We start from the raw sequence: 19,495 nt of genomic DNA, 5'->3' as shown, positions 1-19,495 counted from the left end.
TCGGGAAGCGGTGAACGCCCACCGCGGGCACCGCAAATAACAACCTGAGGCACCATGACTACATTGATCGACGCGCCGCCAACAGACGCGGACGGCCTGCTTCCGGCGGCCAAGAAATCCTCCGGCGGGGGATTGGGACAGTACATCCTGATCCGTTTCCTGCTGATTTTCCCCACAATATTCATCCTGGTGACCATGGTCTTCTTCCTGATGCGGATCACGGGAGACCCCATCACCGCGGCCATGGGCGGACGCCTGCCCGAGGACCAGCTACAGGCGCGGATCCAGGCTGCAGGCTACGACCGGCCCATCCTGGTCCAGTACTTCGAGTACCTCGGCCAGCTGGCCACCGGCAACTTCGGCCGGACGCTCACCGACAACCGGGCCGTCGTCGAAATGCTGACAACCTACGGCTCAGCCACCCTGGAGCTGAGCATCAACGCGCTGCTCGTCGCCCTCCTGGTGGGCATTCCCCTGGGCATGGTGGCGGCCCACCGCCGGGACAAGGCGCCGGACGCCGTCCTGCGGGTCTTTGCCATTCTTTGCTACGCCACCCCCGTCTTCTTCGCCGGCATGCTCCTGAAGCTGACCTTCTCTGTCTGGCTCGGATGGCTGCCGGTGGCCGGGCGGGCCAAGACCTCCAGCGAACTCGCCCTGACCTCCCTCCAGGCCCCCACCGGGATCTATTGGCTCGATGCCCTGCGGAGCGGCAACATGGCCGCACTCGGAGACGTCCTGGCGCACGCGGTCCTGCCTGCGGTGGCGCTGGGACTGCTGACGGCAGGGATTTTCCTCCGCCTCGTCCGGACCAACGTGATCGGCACCCTGGGCCGGGACTACATAGAAGCGGGGCGGTCCAGGGGCGTCAGCGAATACCGACTGGTCACCAAGCACGCCTACAAGCCCGCGCTCATCCCCATCATCACGGTGATGGGCCTGCAGATAGCGGTCATGCTTGGCGGCGCGGTACTGACCGAAAAGACGTTCGAATGGAAAGGCCTGGGGTTCCAGCTGGCCAACTACCTCACGGCGCGCGACTTCGTCGCGGTGCAGGGAATCGTGGTGCTGCTCGCCATCATCGTGGCCATGACCAACTTCATCGTGGACATCATCGCCGCGCTGATCGACCCCCGCGTGAGGTACTGACCATGAGCATCCCCACTGTTCCCGTCCCCATGGAAAATCCCAGGGCGCCCTGGTACCGGCGCCTGCCGGTGGTTTCACATTTCAACAAGAGCGTGGGCCTCCAGCGCGGCATGCTAGTGGCGGGCCTGATCCTCACCGGCCTCTTTGTCCTGACGGCACTTTTCGCGCCGCTGCTGGCACCTTACGGTTTCTCCCAGCTTTCCGACGCCGACGGCAACTTCCCCACGCAGGAGGCCCCCGGAGGCAAGCACCTTCTGGGCACAACGGTGGGCGGTTACGACGTCCTGTCCCGTGTCGTCTGGGGAGCGCAGACGGCCATCCTGGTGATCGTCGTCGCCGTCGCCATGTCCATCGTCCTGGGTGTTGCCCTCGGCCTGGTCAGCGGCTACCTTGGCGGGTGGCTCGACCGGATCCTGGTGGTCATCGCCGACGCCGTGTACGCCTTCCCGTCCCTGCTGGTTGCCATTGTCATGGCCATTGTCATCAGCGGCGGCCAGTCCAGCCTGCTTGGCGGCATCTTTGCCGCCGGCACGGCAATCACACTGGTGTTCATTCCGCAGTATTTCAGGGTGATCAGGGCGGAGACGGTCCGGCTCAAGGCCGAGCCGTTCGTGGAGTCGGCCAAGGTGGTGGGCGCTTCCAACATCCGCATCATGACCCGCCACATCTACCGCAACGCCACCCGCACCCTGCCGTTGATCTTCACCCTCAACGCTTCCGAGGCCATCCTCACCCTTGCCGGGCTGGGCTTCCTTGGCTTCGGCATCGAGCCGAGCTCGGCCGCTGAATGGGGATTCGACCTCAACAAGGCGCTCGCCGACACGACTTCCGGGATCTGGTGGACCGGCCTGTTCCCGGGCCTGGCGATTGTGCTCACCGTGGTGGGCCTGACCTTGGTGGGCGAGAGCATCAACGACCTGAATGATCCGCGGCTCCGGGGCCGCAAGAGCACGGGCGGCGGTTCGCCCGCGCCGGTGGACAACGCCGCCATCGCAACAGAAGTGAGGGCATCATGACCGTCAACATCGATCCGTCGTCCGGGGCCGGCTCCGGCCACGAGTCCGGCGGCGGCCGTCCGGTCCTCGACATCGACCACCTCCAGGTCACCTTCGCCACCGACGGCGGCCCGGTCCATGCCGTCAAGGACGTCAGCCTGGAGGTCCGGAAGGGGGAAGTGCTGGCCATCGTGGGGGAGTCGGGGTCCGGCAAGACGGTCACCGCCAAGACCATTCTGGGCCTGCTTCCGGAAACAGCCAGCAGCTCCGGGGCAGTGGTGATCAACGGCGCTGACGTGATCAGCGTCAGTGCCGCCAAACTGCGCCAGATCCGTGGCCGCGACGTAGCCATGGTGTTCCAGGAGCCGTCAACAGCCCTGAACCCGGTGTTCACCGTGGGCTGGCAGATCGCCGAAGGCATCCGCGCACACGCCGGCAGCGGCGGTAAGCGGGTTTCGGCCAGGGAAGCCAAGTCCCGGGCCGTCGACGCGCTCCGCAAGGTGGGCATCCCCGACCCCGAACACCGCGTCAACTACTACCCCCACCAGTTTTCGGGAGGACAGAAGCAGCGGGTGGTGATCGCCGCCGCGCTGGCCCTGAATCCGGGGCTGATCGTAGCCGACGAGCCAACCACCGCCCTCGATGTCACGGTCCAGGCAGAGATCCTGGAACTGCTGCGGGACCTGCGGGACAAGTACGGCACGTCCATCGTGCTCATCACCCACAACATGGGTGTGGTCGCGGACCTCGCCGACCGCGTGGTGGTCATGTACCAGGGGGACGTGGTGGAGGAGGCGCCGGCCCGCACCTTGTTCGCTGAACCCAAGCAGGACTACACCCGGAAACTGCTCGCAGCAGTGCCGCACCTGGGGCGCAACTCGGCGTCGGAGGGCCTGACCAGCCGGGCCCACCAGGATGAGGAAATCCTGGTGGAGGCCAGGAACCTCACCATCGAGTACCCCGGCAGGCTGGGAACGCCGGCGTTCAAGGCAGTGGATGGCGTCAGCTTCACCGTCTCCAGGGGCGAAGTCTTCGGGCTGGTGGGGGAGTCCGGTTCCGGGAAGACCACCATCGGGCGCGCAATCGCCGGCCTCAACAGGACCACCGGCGGGAGCCTCAAGGTCCTGGGCTACGAGATGCTGAACCTAAAGGAACGCACCTTCAAGCCGCTCCGGAAGGACATTGGCTTCGTGTTCCAGGACCCGGCGGCGTCCTTCAACCCGCAGCTGACCATCGGGGACTGCATTGCCGAACCCATGGTCATCCACACGAAGCCAAGCCCGGCCCAGGCGCGCAAGCGCGTAGGCGAGCTGCTCGAATCAGTCCAGCTGCCGGCGTCGTACGCGGGCCGCTACCCGCACGAACTGTCCGGCGGGCAGCGGCAGCGCGCCTCGTTGGCCCGGGCACTCAGCCTGAACCCCCGCCTGCTGATAGCGGACGAGCCGACGTCGGCCCTGGACGTGTCGGTGCAGGCGAAGGTCCTGGAGCTGTTCAAGGACATCCAGGAGGAGTTCGGTTTTGCCTGCCTGTTCATCAGCCACGACCTGGCCGTCGTGGACACGCTGTCATCCTGGGTGGGCGTGCTCTATAAGGGGAAGCTGGTGGAGCAGGGAATCGGGAGCCAGGTGATGGGAAGCCCGCAGCATGACTACACGCGGCGGCTCATCGCGTCACTGCCGGTGCCGGACCCGCAGGAACAGGCACGGCGCCGGGAGGAGCACCGGGCACTGCTCGGCATCTGATGGGTCGCGGCAAGCCCGGGGTTTGCGGCGCCGGTGCCGGTTGCGGCGCCGGCGCTTAACACCCGGGCTATCCGCGTGCCCTCCCATAGACTTGAGCCATGACGCAGCACAACCCCCACTCTCCTGATTCCGATGACTACGACCCCTCCGCCAGTTCTTTGGCCGGCCAGGTGGACAACTCGGTGATGGCTGAGCTGCTGTCCATCCGTTCCAGCATCGACAACATCGATGCGACCCTGGTCTATCTGCTGGCTGAGCGCTTCAAAGCCACCCAGAAGGTGGGGTTCCTCAAGGCCGCCCACCGGCTCCCCGCCGGCGACCCCGGCCGTGAGGCAGCCCAGATCGCCAGGCTGCGCAGGCTGGCCGAGGATGCGCACTTGGATCCCGCGTTCGCGGAAAAGTTCCTGAATTTCATCATCGGCGAGGTCATCAGGCATCACGAGGCGATTGCCGAAGACCACGAGGCGGCCTCCGGACAGCACCCGCAGGCACCAGCACGCGCGTGAGCCGGGACGAACGGCGCCGCGCCGACTCCAGCACCGGACCGGGGAACGGGGCGCCGACGCGTCAGGTGACGGCCACCGCGCTGGGACCCTGGCCGGGTGAAGATCCGGTGGAAGCGGCAAAAATCATCCGCGGCGAGCTGGGCAGCCCCCACCTGCCGTTCCTCGCCGAGCTGCCGGACCGGGGCGTCGGCTCTGATGCCCTGGGACGCACTGCCTGCCTCCTGGAGGAGCTTGCGGTCGACGTCCAGCCGTATGGCTGGCGGCTCGTGGACCGTCCCGGCAAGGACTTCCGGCGTGCCGCCTCCGCCCTTGCCACGGACATCAATGTCCTGGCCGACGTGGCCGGGACCGAGGAAAATCCGGCAGCCGAAATCAAGGTGCAGCTGGTGGGGCCGCTGAGCCTTGCGGCCGGGCTCCACCTGCACAACGGCGAACGGGCACTCATCGACTACGGGGCCCGCCGGGACCTTGCGGCTTCCCTTGCCGCCGGTGTGGGACGGTACCTCTCGCGGGTTGCCGCTGCCGTGCCGGGTGCCCGGCTGGTGGTCCAGGTGGATGAGCCGGACATCGCCGCGGTGCTGGCCGGCACCATCCCCACCTCCAGCGGCTACCGCACCCTGCGTGCTGTGGCCGCCTCCGAAGTACGGGAATCGTGGCGGGTGGTCCTGGACGCACTGCGCGGGTTCGGCGCAGCCGAAGTCGTCATAGCCGTGCCGGCGATCGAGGCGCCCTTCGAGCAGATCCTCGCGGCAGGAGCCGACGGCATTGCCGTTCCGTTTGACGCCCTGACTTCCCGGCAGTGGGAACAGTTGGCTGGAGCGGTTGAGGCGGACAAGCGCCTGTGGATCGGCGCGCTCGATACTGCGGGACGGTCCCTGCCAAAGGTGTCGGACTGCGTCGAGGGCGTGTGGCGCCCCTGGCGCCAGCTGGGGCTGCCCGCCACAGCGCTTGGCACCGTGCGGATCACTCCCTCGCAGGGGCTGGCCGGCGGCACCCCGGCACAGGCCACGGCGGTCCTCGGACGCCTCACGCAGGTGGCGGATGGGCTGAACCAGCTGGCGCTGGGATAGCGGGACTCAGACCCGGTTTTCCCAACGGTCCGGCTGCGCGTAGCGGGGCAGGAAACTCTGGGCTGAACTGCCGCCGGTGTAGGGGCGCAGCCTGTAGTCGAAGCTGCCGGCATACACCAGCACCAGGCCGATCTGCGGCTGGATCACCTTTACCTGGATGCGGTGCTTGCCCGCGGCGCCGTCGGCCGGGTCCCACCACTGTTCCGCGTATGCTTTGGCATCCAAGGCGGCGGGAAGGGGGATGCGGAGGGGGCCAATGAAGAGCCGGGAGGCTTCGGAGATGCCGCGAAGCCGGCCCTCCGGCGTGACGCTCAGGTTCAGGTCGGTCACCAGCCTCCGGTACCGTCCCACGTAGTCCACCAGCTGGGTGGCGCCGGCCCGGCGGGTCGCACTGGTGGTGTCCTGGAAGATCCGCGTCCGGCCCGGGAACCGGATTTCGCGGCGGGCTGTCAGGCTGGAGCGGCCAAAGGGGTCCTGGTGGGCATGGTTCTCAATCCGGAAAGGAATGTTCTCGCCGTACTCGGGGAAGAATGCTTCCTCCCCGCTGGTAAGCCGCAGCAGGGGGCGCAGCCATTCCTGCCGGCAGCCAACGACGTCGAAGGTCCCTTCCCCCACTCCGTAGCTGCCGGAACCCGGGGCCAGGGAAAAGTATTCCTGGAGCTCCGGCTGGAGCCGGGAAAAGTGCGCGCCGAGCGCCTGCTGGTAAATGGGAATGTTCAATGGGGCCTCCTGCGAAACGGTAGGACAAGATGCTGTGAATTCACAATGTACCGGCGGCCTTGAGCCTGATGTACATGTCGGCCAGCTTCGGCGGCAGCTGGTGCGGTTCGGCGTCCACCACTTCCACGCCGTGCTGCCGGAGCTCGGTACTGATGGCCGCGCGCTGCAGCAGCGCCCGCTCTGCGGCGGCGGCGCGGAATACACCGGTGGCGTCGTCGCGTTCCTTGAGCATGGCACCGAGCTGGGGGTCCCGGACGGCTGCCACCACCACCACGTGCTGCCGGGCCAGCTGTGCCGCGACGGGAAGGAGGCCTTCCTCGGGTGCGCCGCCGTCCAGCGACGTCAGCAGCACCACCAGGGAACGGTGCGCGGAAACGGCGCGGACCTGGGCCGGGACCGCTGGCCAGTCCATCTCGATGAGTTCAGCCTCAAGCGGTGCCATCGCCTGGACCAGCTGGCCCAGGAGGTTCCCCTGCCCGGCAGAGCCCGCCCGGGCGCGGGTGCGGCGGTCAAACGCCACGAAGTCCACGCGGTCCCCGCCCCGCTCGGCCAGCACACCCAGCAGGAGCGCCGCTTCCATGCCCGTGTCCAGGCGGGTTTCGTCGTCGATCCTTGCCGCCGAGGTCCGTGAGGTGTCCAGGACCATGACCACCCTTCGGTCCCGTTCAGGCCGCCACGTGCGCACCACCACCGCTGACCGGCGCGCGGTGGCCCGCCAGTCAATGGACCGGACGTCGTCTCCCCGGACGTAGTCCCGCAGTGAATCGAACTCGGTGCCCGCGCCGCGGATCTGCACCGCAGCCTTGCCGTCGAGCTCACGCAGTTTTCGCAGCTTTGACGGCAGGTGCCGCCGGGAATGGAAGGGAGGCAGCACCCGCAGCGAACCGGGGCAGTCAATGGTCCGCTGCCGCGCGGCCAGCAGCAACGGGCCGAAAGAGCGAAGGGTGACGTGGGGTACTTCCAGGTCGCCCCGCCGGACCGGCCGCAGCCGGACGGTGACGCGCCTGCCTTCCCCGGCCGGGACGTCGATGTCCTGCACCGGATTCTGCGCTCCCGCGGAGGGCTGCCATGCATCGCGGAGGACACCTCGGAGCCGCCGGCCGCCGTCGTTCTGCACCTTTAACACGGCGTCCGTACCCGCATGCAGCGTGACGTTGCCAGGCTCGGAACGCAGGACGTGCACCGGACGCAGGGAAGCCGCCAGCAGGAGGTCGACGGCGGCAAGGGCCGCCAGCGCGGCGGCCACCAGCAGCACCGTTCCCCAGCCCGGCAATGCCAGGACCGGCACGGCGCCCAGCAGCACCAGCAGCACGAAACGCCCGGAGACGGCCATCAGCGGGGAACGGGAACGGACGCCAGGATGCTGCCCAGCACGTCGTCCACGCGTACTCCGTCCATTTGGGCTTCAGGCTGCAGCGCCACGCGGTGCCGGAGGCAGGGGAGGGCCAGGGCCTTGACGTCGTCGGGGGTGACAAAGCTCCTGCCGGAGAGCCAGGCCCAGGACCGCGAAGTGTTCAGCAGGGCAGTGGCGCCGCGGGGCGAGACCCCAAGCAGGAATGAAGGTGCGGAGCGGGTGGCACGCACCAGGTCCACGATGTACGCGATGACTTCAGGGTCCACCGCCACGGAGGCCACCGCCTGCCGCGCCCGTGCCAGGTCCTCCGCACCTGCAACGGCGCGGACGCCGGCGGCGGTAAGGTCCCTCGGATCGAAGCCGGCGGCGTGGCGCCGGATGACTTCCATTTCGTCCTGGCGCCCTGGCAGCGGCATGGTCAGCTTGAGCAGGAACCGGTCAAGCTGCGCCTCAGGCAGCGGATAGGTGCCTTCGTACTCCACCGGGTTTTGGGTGGCAGCGACAAGGAACGGTCCGGGCAGCGGCCGGGACTCGCCGTCCACGGACACCTGCCGCTCCTCCATGGCTTCGAGCAGGGAAGCCTGCGTCTTGGGAGGCGTCCGGTTGATCTCGTCCGCCAGCAGGATGTTGGTGAAGACCGGCCCCTCCCGGAAGGTGAATTCCGAGGTGTGCGAGTCATAAACCAGCGAGCCCGTGATGTCGCCTGGCATCAGGTCCGGAGTGAACTGGACGCGCTTGGTGTCCAGGCTCAATGCGGCGGACAACGCGCGGACCAGCAGGGTTTTCGCGACCCCCGGAACGCCCTCCAGCAGCACGTGCCCCTGTGACAGCAGCGCGATCAACAGGCCGGTAACGGTGGCGTCCTGGCCCACCACGGCCTTTGCCACCTCACTGCGCACGTCCAGGAGTGCCTGCCGGGCGGAATCATGTTCCATGTGGTCCAGGACCCGGGGGCCGCTGCCTTGCTCGCTCATCGCCTTTTGACTTCTTTCTCTAGGTTGTCCAGCTCCCGCGACCAGGCAACAAGCCTTGCCTCGGTCCGCGGATGTTCGTTGACGAGTTCGTGTATCTGCCGGGCCGGCTGGCCGAGGTGCCGTGCTGCGGCGTTGACCACCTGGTCGGCCGTGGCCGCGGCGCCCACCCGCAGGTGCCCTGAAAGCCGAACCAGGGTTCCGGCCCGGAGGTTGTCCCGGGCCTGGTCCACGGCGCGGGAATCGTGGTAGAGCCGGGCCCTGCCCTCTGCTGTCTCCACTGCCTTGACCACCACAGGAAGGGGCTCAAACACCAGAGGGCCAAGGCGCCTGCCCCGCCAGGCTATTGCCGCGGCGGCCACCAGGGCGAGCCACGGCCCGAGGAAACGCACCCAGTCGGGTGCGAGTTCGTCGAGGGTCTGCGGGGAAGCGCCGGTTTCCAGGTCCTCGATGGTCGGGAGGTACCAGACCAGGTCCGGGGAGGTGCCGAGGGTGCGGATGGCCAGCGCAGCGTGGCCGAGATCGTCCAGCCGCCCGTTATTGAGGATGCCGGTGCTTCCCAGGACAGTGAGCCGCCCGTGACCCTCCACGGCAAGCACTCCGGCGGCAGAACCGGCAGGCCGGTAACAGGAGGTCCCGCCGTCGTAAATAAAGCCTGACTCGCCGGACACCGGTCCGGCTGCTTCCGCGTCAGGAAGGCTGCACCCGGGATCCAGCGCGGAGGAGGCGTCCGGGACCACCCCTGCCTGGCGGATGCTGCCGCTGAGCGCGGCCAGGGTCTGCAGCCTGGGCGAAACCAGCACCACCCTCTCCGCGGACGCCGCCAGTTCCTGGAGCCGCGGCTCGTCGAGGAAGCCGCTCCTGTCGTACAACAGAAGGGTCGGGGAGGTTCCCGCCTCCAGCGCCGCCATGGCCGCCTCGAAGTTCCCGACGCCGTGGACCTTGACGCCGTGCCGGCCCAGGATCTGCGTGACGGCCCGGGCACCGTCCGGGCCGGCGTTGTTGAGGGACAGGGGAACGGCGTCACCTTTCGGAGCGAGCTGCGCCCAGAGAACCAGCGCCAGGGCTGCGCCGACGAGGGCCCACAGTGCGGCGAGGGCACGGTGCCGCCCCAGCCACCCCCACAGCCCTTTGGCTTTCCCGGTGCCGCTGTCCGGTGCAGCGCCCGGCTCAGGCACCTCGCGGGTTGAGGGTGCCGGAGACACGGCGGTCATGGGCGCGCCGCCGTGTGCGGCAGGGAATCCTGCCGGGCCTGCTCCTGTGGGGCCTGCTCCTGCTGGGCGGGGGTGCGGACGGGCTTCATGGCTTCGAGGCTCTTGTCCAGGCTGGCCATTGCCTGGTAGTCGGCGGCGTCCGCCGCCAAGTTCCCGTACCGGATAGCGTCGAAGGTCCCTGCTGCCTTGCCCAGTCGGTCCGCTTCGGTACGGAACGGTGCAGCAAGCTCACGGACCACCTCGTCAGCCGTCCGTCCCGGCTGCGGATCCAGGATGGTGCGGTCCTCGGCAGAACGGACCAGCGCCCGGAAGCGGTCGACGACGGCGTCCCCCCACTTCCCGGCCGCAGCGGACGTTTCGGCGCGCTGCCGGTAATCCGCTGGCGTCAAGACGCTGTCAGGCTCAAAGACCTCCCCGGCCCGCCGCACTTTCGCATTCAGCCGGGGTTTGGCAATGATCACGGCGGCGGCGATGACCACGGCGATGACGATCCCAATGACCGGGCTGGGCACTGTGCTCCCGTCAGCCGCGGAACCGTCCAGCGACTGGAGCCAGTCCACGAAGCCCTTCCAGAGCTCCTCAAGCCAGCCCGGAGCAGCTTCGCGGTACTCCGGTTTAGCCAGTTCCTCGGCCGCCCACCGCCGGGCTTCCTCTGCCGCGGGCAGGACCGGGGGTTCAGCGGCCATCCGGCCATGCCCCCGCCACGGGTCCGGGTCCGGGGCTCCAGCCAGGCTGGCTCCAGCCTGGCGTGCCCCTTGCGTGGCCCCGGCCCGGAATGCCGTCCGGATCGGCGCCGGACTCCATCTGGCGGAGCAGTGAGATGTCCAGCCCGTCCTTCCTCATCCGGAGGTCCATGTAGACCAGTGCCATCACAGACGTCTGCAAGGCGTAGCCGAGGGCCCCGGCCAGCGCGCCGAGGATTGCTGTGATGACTCCGACTGCCACGGCGAGGGCCACCTCCTGCTCACTGCCGCCGTGCGGGGACAGGAAACCGGCCACCAGCGGGGGCAGCAGGCCTACCGGGATCATGACGATCTGGCTGGCGACGCCGACCAGAATGCCCACCACCAACGTGATCCCCAGGATCCGCCACCAGTTGGCCCGGGTCAGTTCCCATGACCGGCGGAGGCTGTCCAGCGCACCCAGCTCCTCAATCACGACCGCGGCCGGGGCTACCATCAGCTTCACGTAAATCCATACGTACAGGGCAACGAAACCGAGGAACAGGGGGATGAGCAGCAGGATCCCGATCCCTTCCATGCTTGCGATCAGCGCGACGGCCAACGCTGCGGGGACAAGCATCGCCAGCAGGCCGGCGGCCATCAGCAAGGCAGCAAGCCGGACCAGGGCTCCGACCCGCGGGCGGGCAAGCGACCACATCTGCTTGAAACTGGTGGGCCGGTTGAGGATGGACCGGGCCACCGGCACCACCATGGCGCCCTGCAGGACGGAGGCAATGAAGAGGCTGAGGACGGCCACCAGCAGCATGGCGGCCACGAACCCCAGGCCGAGGGTTGCCAGATCGGCATCAGTGGCGCTGTTTGCCCAGCCTTCGATGGAGCCCGCCGAAGTTGCCGTGGCCGCAGTGAGGACAGCGGTAAGGATGGCGGCGAGGGATTGCGCCAGCAGGGAAGCGCCCAGCATGGCCTTCGCGTTCCGCCGGATCACCTGGAAGGACCCGTCCATGATTTCCCCGAACATCAGGGGACGCAGCGGGACTATGCCCGGCTTCGGGGGAGCAACATACCGCGGCTGGCCGTAGGGAGGGCCCTGGTTCGGAAAGTGCTGGCTGGGATACCGGGGCTGCGGCAACCCGGGATAGGCAGAACCGGGCTGCCCCCAAGGCTGCTGCGGCGAGGGCTGTTGAAACGGCGGCGGCCCCCAAGGCTGCTGCGCCGAAGGCGGTTGCCACGACGGCGGCCCCCACGGGTTCCGGGCCGGCGGTTGCTGCTCCGGAGGTTGTTGCCCGGACGGCTGTTGTCCCGATGGCTGCGGTCCTGGCGGCTGGTGGCCGGAAGGGTGCCGCCAGGCAGCCTGCCGGTCCTGAGGCTCCTGCGCGTCCGAATCCTGTGGTGACACCGATGTTCCTTCCCCCGTACCAGTGCGCCGTCAGCCAGGCGCCCGCTCCATTGACGCAGGCGCGGCGCGCCAACGCACGGCGTGGCACCAGCCTATAGTTCCGGCGTCGGGCATCCTAGCGCCCCGCCATGCCGGAGGGCGTCCAATAGGACAAAGCCATCCTCATAAGGGAATATATAGCTATGAAGGCACGCATTCTGGTGGTAGATGATGACGAAGCGCTGGCCGAAATGATTGGAATTGTTCTCCGCAACGACGGCTTCGAGCCCGTCTTCTGCGCGGACGGCGCCCAGGCGCTGGACGTTTTCCGGTCATCCCGGCCGGACCTTGTGTTGCTGGACCTCATGCTTCCCGGTGTGGACGGCATCGAGGTCTGCCGGCAGGTCCGCGCGGAGTCCGATGTTCCCATTGTCATGCTCACCGCCAAGTCAGATACGTCCGACGTCGTCCGCGGACTCGAGTCCGGCGCCGATGACTACGTGCCCAAGCCGTTCAAGCCGGCGGAACTCGTGGCCCGCGTCCGTGCACGGCTCCGACCCGGTGACCAGAAAGCGCCCGAAACGTTGCGCATCGCGGACATCACCATTGATGTCGCCGGGCACACCGTCAGCCGGGGCAATGAGCGGATCTCTCTGACGCCCCTGGAGTTTGACCTCCTGGTGGCGCTCGCCCGGAAGCCTTGGCAGGTGTTCACCCGCGAACTGCTGCTCGAGCAGGTCTGGGGCTACCGGCACGCTGCCGATACGCGCCTTGTGAACGTCCATGTCCAGCGGCTTCGTTCCAAGATCGAGCAGGATCCGGAAGCTCCGGAAGTCGTATTGACGGTGCGTGGTGTCGGCTACAAAGCAGGGGCCTGAACCCGCGTCGCAAGGCGGTACACCCGGTACGGGCGTGCCAGCTTCCGCGAACCCCGCTCCGGGGGAAACTTCCGGGCACCACAGCAGCGGCACCGGGCCGCCGCCTCCCCCCGAACACACGGACGCCATCAGCCTGCGGGGCCTGACGTTCCGCGCCCATCTCTGGCAGCGGCGGTCCCTGATTGTCAGCCTGCGCGTTGCGCGGCTGGTCAAGACCGGAGTCCGCCGGTTCCTGCCGGCGCTGCGGTACGTCGGACGTTCCCTCCACCGCCGGTGGCGCCGGTCCCTGCAGTTCCGGACTGTCCTCACCACCCTGCTCCTGGCCGTCACCTCCTTCGCTGTGGTGGGCGCGTACCTGTCCAACCAGATTGCCAACAACCTCTTCCAGGAGCGGTTGACGCAGGCCGAGTCGGAGACCCGCTACAACGTCAAGCAGGTGCAGGACACGTTCGACGGCGCGCAGGTCACCGACCAGGCCAGCGTGATCACCCTCGTTTACGACACCCTGAACGCCGTGGAGGGCCGCGGGTCGGTCATCCAGCGCAGGTACGTCTTCGAGGCCGTGCCTGAACAGACCAAACCGCGGAACCGCTGGGTCGAATCCCGGGCCTCCGACCAGTTGACCGTCAGCGTCATTCCGCCGGCGCTTCGCAAGGCCGTGCAGGAATCCGGGAAGGACCAGTACTGGGCATCCACGGTCATCCCGGTCGGCACCGAGGACCGGCCAGGCATTGCCGTGGGCAACAAAGTGACCTTCAACGGCACCGTCTACGAGCTCTACCTTATTTACGACCTGAATACCGCCCAGAAGACGCTGGACGAGATCCAGAGCGTCCTGTGGGCGGGCGGTGCGGTGCTGGTGCTCCTGATCGGAGCCGTCGCCTGGTATGTCACGCGGAACGTGGTCAGCCCGGTCAGCCACGCCGCCATGGTCTCCGAGAAGCTCGCCGCGGGCCAGCTGCAGGAGCGGATGGTGGTCCGGGGTGAAGATGAAGTGGCCCGCCTCGGCGCCTCCTTCAACCACATGGCAGCCAGCCTCCAGGAACAGATCACCCAGCTGGCAACCCTCTCCCAGATGCAGCAGCGCTTCGTCTCCGACGTCTCCCACGAGTTGCGGACACCGCTGACCACCGTCCGGATGGCTGCGGAGGTCCTGTACGACGCCCGGCACGATTTCGACCCCATCAACAAGCGTTCGGCGGAACTGCTCTACAACCAGGTGGAGCGTTTCCAGTCGCTCCTCTCGGACCTGCTGGAGATCTCCAGGTTCGACGCCGGTGTGGCGGTACTGGATGCGGAAGCGGAGGACATCCTGCAGGTGATCGCCCACGCCATCGAGGGTGCGGCCCCGGTGGCTGCCGAATATGGTTCCGAGATTGTCCTCAGGGCACCGGAGGGTGCCGTCATCGTGGAAATGGATGCCCGCCGTATCGACAGGATCCTGCGGAACCTGATCCTCAACGCCGTGGAACACGGCGAAGGTAAGCCAGTCACTGTCACCGTGGCGGCCAGCCAGACCGCCGTCGGGATTGCCGTCCGGGACCAGGGGATCGGAATGGATCCCGCGGAAGCGGCGCGCGTCTTTGACCGTTTCTGGCGGGCAGACCCTGCGCGGGCGCGCACTACCGGCGGAAGCGGCCTCGGCCTGTCCATCGCCATGGAAGACACCAAACTGCACAACGGCTGGCTCCAGGCGTGGGGCAGGAAGGGAAGCGGCGCCAACTTCCGGCTGACGCTGCCGCTCCGCCAAGGAGAAGAGATCGACAAGTCGCCGGTCCAGCTGGAGCCGGAGGACATCACCCTTCCCGGTGAGCCGCGCTCAGAGAACATACTCGTCCTGGAAACGGGTGCCGCGTCGCTTGCTCCGGCATCGTCCCCGAAGGAGGGAAAATGATCGGTCGCGCCGGCCGCCGGGCCAAGCTGCATGCTTCACTGCTGGTCCTCCTGCTGGTGCTGCTGGCCGGCTGCGCCCGTATTCCCACCTCGGGGCCGGTGGGCAAAAGCAGCGAAGGCAGCGCGGGCAACGTCAGCGCGCCGGTGTTCCTGCCGGCAGCTCCCCAACCGGGTGCCTTGCCGGAAACCATCATCGATTACTTCTACCGGGCCGGCAGCGGCTATGAGGACGACTACGCTGTGGCACGCCAGTACCTGACCCAGGCCGCCTCGGTGTCCTGGAAGCCGGACCAGCGGGCGCTCGTCTACCGGGAGGCGCGGGTGGTGGCAACGGGAAACGAGAACGTCTACAACTACGAGCTGGATGTCGCCTACACCGTGGATGCGGACGGCATCGCCACACAGTCGCCGGAGGGAACCATTGAGAATATCCCGGTGACTCTCACCCAGGTGGATGGTGAATGGCGTATTTCAGGCCTCCCGGACGGCACCGCCATTGCTGAGGAAACCTTCAAGGTGATTTACGGGGCTTACCCCATCTACTTCTACGACCCCACATTCACGTTCGCTGTCCCGGACGTCCGCTGGTTCATCAAGAACAAGACCGTCAAGGCGATGACCAGCGCACTGCTGGCAGGGCCGGCGCCGTACCTGCGCGGGGCGGTGGCGAGTGCCTTTCCGTCCGGCATCAAGCTCGCGCGGGAGTCGGTCCCCGTCGTCTCAGGGGCTGCGCAGGTGGACCTGACGGCCAAGGAACTGATGGAGACGTCCCCGGAGGACCGGCTCCGGATGCAGATGCAGCTGACGCTGACGTTCCGCAGCCAGCCCGACGTCGTCAATGTCGAGCTGCGCGCCAACCAGGACCTGGTGCGGGTGGAAGACAACGGAGCCGTCCTCCCGCCGGTCCAGGACAAGAGCGTGCCGTCCCGCCAGATTGCCATCAGCGGCAACGAGCTGGTGCGGTACGAGAACAACAGGGTTTCGCCGCTTCCGGACATGCAGCCCGTATCATCGTTCGCGCCGCGGTTCCCCGCGGAGTCCCCGGTTTCGCAGACGGCCGCTTTCCTCAACGAAAGCCGCACGACGCTGTACAGCATCAGTCCCGGGCAACCCGCCCGGGCCCTGACCACGAGGAGCACCCTGAGCCGGCCATCCTTCGGCCTCAGTGAATGGGTGTGGTCGGCAGGTCCGGGTGCCACGGGCGGCACTGAAGTTGTGGCGTTCCGCCCGGCCGGGATTGCGGAGGGCGCCGCCGTTCCAACTGTCACCCTGTCGCCCGCATGGCTGGCTGGAAGGACAGTCAAGGAGTTCCGGATTTCCAGGGAAGGGGTCCGGGCGCTGGTGATTTCGGAGCAGAACGGCAAAACCAGGGTTCAGGTAACCGGAATCATCCGGGGCGCCGACGGCACCCCGCGGGAGCTGACACCGCCGGCCACCTTGGCCACCGGCAGCGATCCGGACCAGGGCGTCTGGGTCACGGATACAACTGTTGCCGTGATGAAGGCATCAGCGGGGCAGAACGTCACCCCGGAACTGCTGTCCCTCACCTCCGGGCAGCCGCAGCAGCTGGCACCGTGGCCAGGCCTCGTGGCCCTCAGCGCGGGCAACGGGGCTGAGGAAATCTATGCACAGTCGGCTGAAGGGATTTTCCAGCGGCTTGGTAACGGCTGGTCTCCGCAGATCAAGGGCCCGATCGATCCGGCATTTCCCGGCTGAGAACCGCGGCCGGACATCGTGGCCGGCAGTAGCGCTTCGGGGCACTGTCCACATAGCGCGCCTGCCCGCTGCGCGGCGACGGGGCGCAGGCCGAAGATGGTGGGGTGAGCCGCAGATCCTTAGCCGGCGGGCGGGCCGTGACAGGTGTCCGGCTCGATCCCGACCTTGACCCGCCCGACGGAATTGCCGCCCGGCACCGCTCAGACCACGGCAGCGCCTTCCTCCGGTTCACCGACCAGCTCACGGGAGCGGCGGCGGACCTCCTGTCGCTTGCTGTTCCGGTTGACTGCGTCAGCTGCGGTGCGGAAGACCGGGCGCTCTGCATCCCCTGTGATCGTCGCATCCGGCACCTCACCGCAGCCCCGTTCCGGGCAGAAAGCGGAGCGCCGGCACTCATGGATGTGGACGGGTCGGTGCTGCTTCCGGTGGTGGCTGCCGGCGTCTACCGCGAAGAGCTCGCGCAGGCCCTGCTTTCGTTCAAGAGGCACGGCCAGCAGCAGCTCAAGCGAAGCCTGGGCCGCGCGCTCGCCGGGGCGGTTCGCGCAGCCGCCGAGGGCTCCGGAGAGATCTGCCTCGTCCCCGTGCCCACCAGCACCAAGGCCTACCTGAATCGGGGTTTCAGCCCTGTCCACCTGCTGCTGGCCGGGGCCTCGCAGCAGCTTGCAGGGTTGCCTGTCGCAGATGTCCTCGCCAAGGCCGGCGGGTCCGTCCTGCAGCTGCCGGGCGGCCAAAAAGGCCTGGGCCGGGGCGCCCGGGCGCAGCGGGTGCGCGGTTCCATGCGGGTCTCCAGGCGGGGGCGGGCAAAGGTGGCCGGGCGCCGCTGCGTCATCATCGACGACGTCCTGACCACCGGCTCCACGCTGGCCGAAGCAGCCCGCGCGCTCCATGCATCAGGGGCACAGGTAACGGGTGCCGTCGTCCTCGCTGCGACACGCCCGCCGGACGCCGAGGGCCACGGCGCCCAACTCCCGAAGACCCGCGGAAGCCGCCATGACTTAGAAAAAAATAAACCAAGAAAGGATGAATAACGGGTGCCTATGAACTAACGTCGGTGGTGGGTACCAAGAACAGAATGTACCTTTCGATGGCGGCTCGGAGAGGGGCTCGACTGTCACACAGATCGGCCCAGGGAAGCGCCGCCGTCGTGTCACCGAAGTCATTTGGAGGGCACCATGGAGTTTATGATCAGCGGACGAAATCTGACAGTCTCAGACCGGTTCCGTGAATATGCCGGGGAAAAGATTTCGAAAATCGAGTCGCTTGGGGACAAGGTCCAGCGGGTGGACGCGAAAGTCTCGAAGGAGACCAATGCCCGGCAGACCGGCGACCAGCTGACCGTTGAGGTGACGGTGCTGGGCCGGGGACCCGTGATTCGTGCCGAAGCCAGCGCCGCTGACAAGTTCGCGGCCTTTGATCTTGCCTACAACAAACTGCTTGAACGGCTCCGTCGGGCCAAGGACCGCAAGAAGGTCCACCATGGACGGCACACCCCTAAGGCTGTCCGGGAAGCGACGGCCACCCTGGAACCCGCCAGCACGCAAGAACCGCTTTATGTCGAGGCCAGCCACCGGAATGAGGCCGTCGCCGCCCCCGAGGACAAGTCTCCCTACGATGTTGAAAACGACATCCCGGCCGGCAACTCGCCCGTCCTGATCCGGCGCAAGGTTTTTCCTGCCGCCTCCCTCTCCCTCGACGACGCCGTGGACAACATGGAACTTGTGGGCCATGATTTCTACCTTTTCGTGGACAAGGCCACCAACACGCCGTCGGTCGTGTACCGGCGCCGCGGCTGGACCTACGGGGTCATCACGCTGGATCACGAGTGCGAACCCGGAGACACCGTGGTGGAGGAAAAGGTCATTGCGTACCGTTCGGACGACGCCGCCGCAAACGCGTAGGGTGGTTGACACCATCCACAGAGAGGACTGAAGTGTCAGCGACGCTGAGCCTGGACCAGGCACGGCGGATCGCTTTGGCAGCCCAGGGACTCGACAAAGGACGGCCCACCGGCCCCGTGACCTCACGGGCGGTGGGCCGCACCTTTGCCCGGATCCAGCTCGTCCAGATCGATTCCGTGAACGTCGTCTCCCGGAGCCACCTCCTGCCCTTCTTTTCGCGGCTGGGAAACTACGACCGAACCATCCTCCAGCGAATGACCGCCGTCCATCCGCGGCGCATGGTGGAGTACTGGGCACACGAAGCGAGCTACATCCGCCCGGAGCACTACGCGGACCTCCTCCTGTGGCAGAAGCGCTCCTGGGTCGGTGCCTCCCGCATGGACCCTGACCTTCGCGCCGCAATCGCAGGGAAGATCCTGGACACGCTGGCACGCTCCCGGCCCCTGACCGCGGCCCAGCTGACTGCCAGGATGGGCCACGTCGAGGAGAAGGAGACTGCCAACTGGGGCTGGAACTGGAACGCCGTCAAACGGGTGCTCGAGCACCTGTTCGAGGAAGGCGTGGTCTCCGCGGCAGCGCGGACGGAGCAGTTCGAGCGCAGGTACACGTTGACATCCAGGGTGCTGCCGGAGCTGTCCGGGCCGGCGACAGGCGACGCCGGTCCAGCGGAAGCGATGCACCGGCTGATCGACGCCGCTGCCCAGGCACATGGCATCGGCACCGTACGTTGTTTCGCGGATTACTTCCGCACCCCTCCGAAGGCTGCGGCGGCCGCCGTCGAACATCTGGTGCGGATGGGCAGGCTGGAACGCGTCACAGTTCCGGGCTGGGAGCGTGATGTCTTCCGCCATGTCGAAGCGAGGTTGCCTCGGCGCGCCACCGGCCGCGCCTTGCTGAGTCCGTTCGACTCCCTGGTGTTCGAACGCCGGCGGCTTGAGGAACTGTTCGGCTTCCACTACCGGATCGAGATTTACACGCCCGAACACAAGAGGCGCTACGGGTATTACGTCCTTCCCTTCCTCCTCCGCGACAGGATCGTGGCCCGTGTGGACCTGAAGGCGGACCGCCAACGCGGGATCCTGCTGGCGAGGTCCGCCTTCGCGGAGCCTTACGCCCCGCCGGACACCGCCGTCGAACTCGCTGCGGAGCTTCGGCTCATGGCCGACTGGCTCGGCCTGTCCGAAGTGGAAGTCTTCCCGGTTGGCGACCTCGCCGGGAGCCTCGCCGCGGCGGTCAGCGGCAGGGGAGTATCCGCTCTGAGGGAACAAACGGGGCTCGCGGCGGCGTCTCTCCCGTAGACTAAAAACGCCAGAATTCGGCGGCATGAGACTGGG

At 67.4% G+C, this 19,495-nt stretch carries 17 protein-coding genes; 11 read left to right on the top strand and 6 right to left on the bottom strand.

Features of this window, described 5'->3' with window-relative positions:
* The first annotated feature begins 54 nt into the window (after nucleotides 1-54).
* The 5 genes from U7114_RS03920 (at nucleotide 55) to U7114_RS03900 (ending at nucleotide 5,459) form a co-directional block, all read left to right on the top strand.
* Nucleotides 55-1,146 carry an ABC transporter permease gene (locus U7114_RS03920; protein ID WP_157241750.1) on the top strand — a complete coding sequence of 364 codons (1,092 nt, stop codon included), beginning with the start codon at nucleotides 55-57 and terminating at the stop codon, nucleotides 1,144-1,146.
* Nucleotides 1,147-1,148: 2 nt separating this feature from the next.
* Nucleotides 1,149-2,162 (top strand): ABC transporter permease, encoded by a 1,014-nt coding sequence (locus U7114_RS03915; protein WP_157241751.1) that lies wholly within the window; start codon nucleotides 1,149-1,151, stop codon nucleotides 2,160-2,162.
* Nucleotides 2,159-3,883 carry an ABC transporter ATP-binding protein gene (locus U7114_RS03910; protein ID WP_157241752.1) on the top strand — a complete coding sequence of 575 codons (1,725 nt, stop codon included), beginning with the start codon at nucleotides 2,159-2,161 and terminating at the stop codon, nucleotides 3,881-3,883. Before U7114_RS03915 ends, U7114_RS03910 begins: the two co-directional genes overlap by 4 nt.
* Before the next feature lie 98 nt (nucleotides 3,884-3,981).
* Nucleotides 3,982-4,389, top strand: a complete 408-nt coding sequence (locus tag U7114_RS03905; RefSeq protein ID WP_157241753.1) for a chorismate mutase — start codon at nucleotides 3,982-3,984, stop codon at nucleotides 4,387-4,389.
* Between the two features lie 65 nt (nucleotides 4,390-4,454).
* Nucleotides 4,455-5,459 carry a hypothetical protein gene (locus U7114_RS03900; RefSeq protein WP_323056690.1) on the top strand — a complete coding sequence of 335 codons (1,005 nt, stop codon included), beginning with the start codon at nucleotides 4,455-4,457 and terminating at the stop codon, nucleotides 5,457-5,459.
* 6 nt (nucleotides 5,460-5,465) lie between these two features.
* On the opposite strand, the gene U7114_RS03895 is transcribed toward U7114_RS03900, so the two are convergent.
* From U7114_RS03895 to U7114_RS03870, 6 genes are read right to left on the bottom strand one after another with little or no spacing between them, the layout of a single operon-like run.
* On the bottom strand, nucleotides 5,466-6,179 hold the full coding sequence (locus U7114_RS03895; protein ID WP_157241754.1) for a DUF4166 domain-containing protein: 714 nt from the start codon (nucleotides 6,177-6,179) through the stop codon (nucleotides 5,466-5,468).
* A gap of 40 nt (nucleotides 6,180-6,219) precedes the next feature.
* Entirely contained in the window at nucleotides 6,220-7,512 is a 1,293-nt protein-coding gene (locus tag U7114_RS03890; RefSeq protein ID WP_157241755.1) for a DUF58 domain-containing protein, read from the bottom strand.
* Nucleotides 7,512-8,507 carry an AAA family ATPase gene (locus U7114_RS03885; RefSeq protein WP_157241756.1) on the bottom strand — a complete coding sequence of 332 codons (996 nt, stop codon included), beginning with the start codon at nucleotides 8,505-8,507 and terminating at the stop codon, nucleotides 7,512-7,514. The genes U7114_RS03890 and U7114_RS03885 overlap by 1 nt, the downstream gene beginning before the upstream one ends.
* The gene (locus U7114_RS03880; RefSeq protein ID WP_323056586.1) at nucleotides 8,504-9,718 is read right to left on the bottom strand and encodes a DUF4350 domain-containing protein; all 1,215 of its coding nucleotides are present in this window, start codon (nucleotides 9,716-9,718) and stop codon (nucleotides 8,504-8,506) included. The genes U7114_RS03885 and U7114_RS03880 overlap by 4 nt, the downstream gene beginning before the upstream one ends.
* Nucleotides 9,715-10,404, bottom strand: coding sequence for a DUF4129 domain-containing protein (locus tag U7114_RS03875; protein ID WP_323056585.1), 690 nt, complete (start codon nucleotides 10,402-10,404; stop codon nucleotides 9,715-9,717). Before U7114_RS03875 ends, U7114_RS03880 begins: the two co-directional genes overlap by 4 nt.
* Nucleotides 10,394-11,419 (bottom strand): hypothetical protein, encoded by a 1,026-nt coding sequence (locus U7114_RS03870; protein WP_323056584.1) that lies wholly within the window; start codon nucleotides 11,417-11,419, stop codon nucleotides 10,394-10,396. Before U7114_RS03870 ends, U7114_RS03875 begins: the two co-directional genes overlap by 11 nt.
* A gap of 560 nt (nucleotides 11,420-11,979) precedes the next feature.
* On the opposite strand from U7114_RS03870, the gene mtrA reads away from it, so the two are divergent.
* The 6 genes from mtrA to U7114_RS03840 all read left to right on the top strand — a co-directional run bounded on the left by mtrA (nucleotide 11,980) and on the right by U7114_RS03840 (nucleotide 19,459).
* On the top strand, nucleotides 11,980-12,654 hold the full coding sequence (gene mtrA / locus U7114_RS03865; RefSeq protein WP_102974915.1) for an MtrAB system response regulator MtrA: 675 nt from the start codon (nucleotides 11,980-11,982) through the stop codon (nucleotides 12,652-12,654).
* Nucleotides 12,655-12,796: 142 nt separating this feature from the next.
* Entirely contained in the window at nucleotides 12,797-14,548 is a 1,752-nt protein-coding gene (gene mtrB, locus U7114_RS03860) for an MtrAB system histidine kinase MtrB (RefSeq protein ID WP_157243075.1), read from the top strand.
* Entirely contained in the window at nucleotides 14,545-16,263 is a 1,719-nt protein-coding gene (locus U7114_RS03855; protein WP_157241758.1) for an LpqB family beta-propeller domain-containing protein, read from the top strand. Before mtrB ends, U7114_RS03855 begins: the two co-directional genes overlap by 4 nt.
* A gap of 104 nt (nucleotides 16,264-16,367) precedes the next feature.
* On the top strand, nucleotides 16,368-17,291 hold the full coding sequence (locus U7114_RS03850) for a ComF family protein (protein ID WP_323056583.1): 924 nt from the start codon (nucleotides 16,368-16,370) through the stop codon (nucleotides 17,289-17,291).
* Nucleotides 17,292-17,435: 144 nt separating this feature from the next.
* On the top strand, nucleotides 17,436-18,161 hold the full coding sequence (gene hpf / locus U7114_RS03845) for a ribosome hibernation-promoting factor, HPF/YfiA family (RefSeq protein WP_157241760.1): 726 nt from the start codon (nucleotides 17,436-17,438) through the stop codon (nucleotides 18,159-18,161).
* Nucleotides 18,162-18,193: 32 nt separating this feature from the next.
* Entirely contained in the window at nucleotides 18,194-19,459 is a 1,266-nt protein-coding gene (locus U7114_RS03840; RefSeq protein WP_323056582.1) for a winged helix-turn-helix domain-containing protein, read from the top strand.
* Nucleotides 19,460-19,495 lie beyond the last annotated feature (36 nt).

This window comes from Pseudarthrobacter sp. C1 (genome assembly GCF_034720455.1).
Taxonomy (GTDB): domain Bacteria; phylum Actinomycetota; class Actinomycetes; order Actinomycetales; family Micrococcaceae; genus Arthrobacter.
The sequence above is the reverse complement of the archived record's forward strand: the minus strand, read 5'-3'. Positions and strand labels throughout refer to the sequence as shown.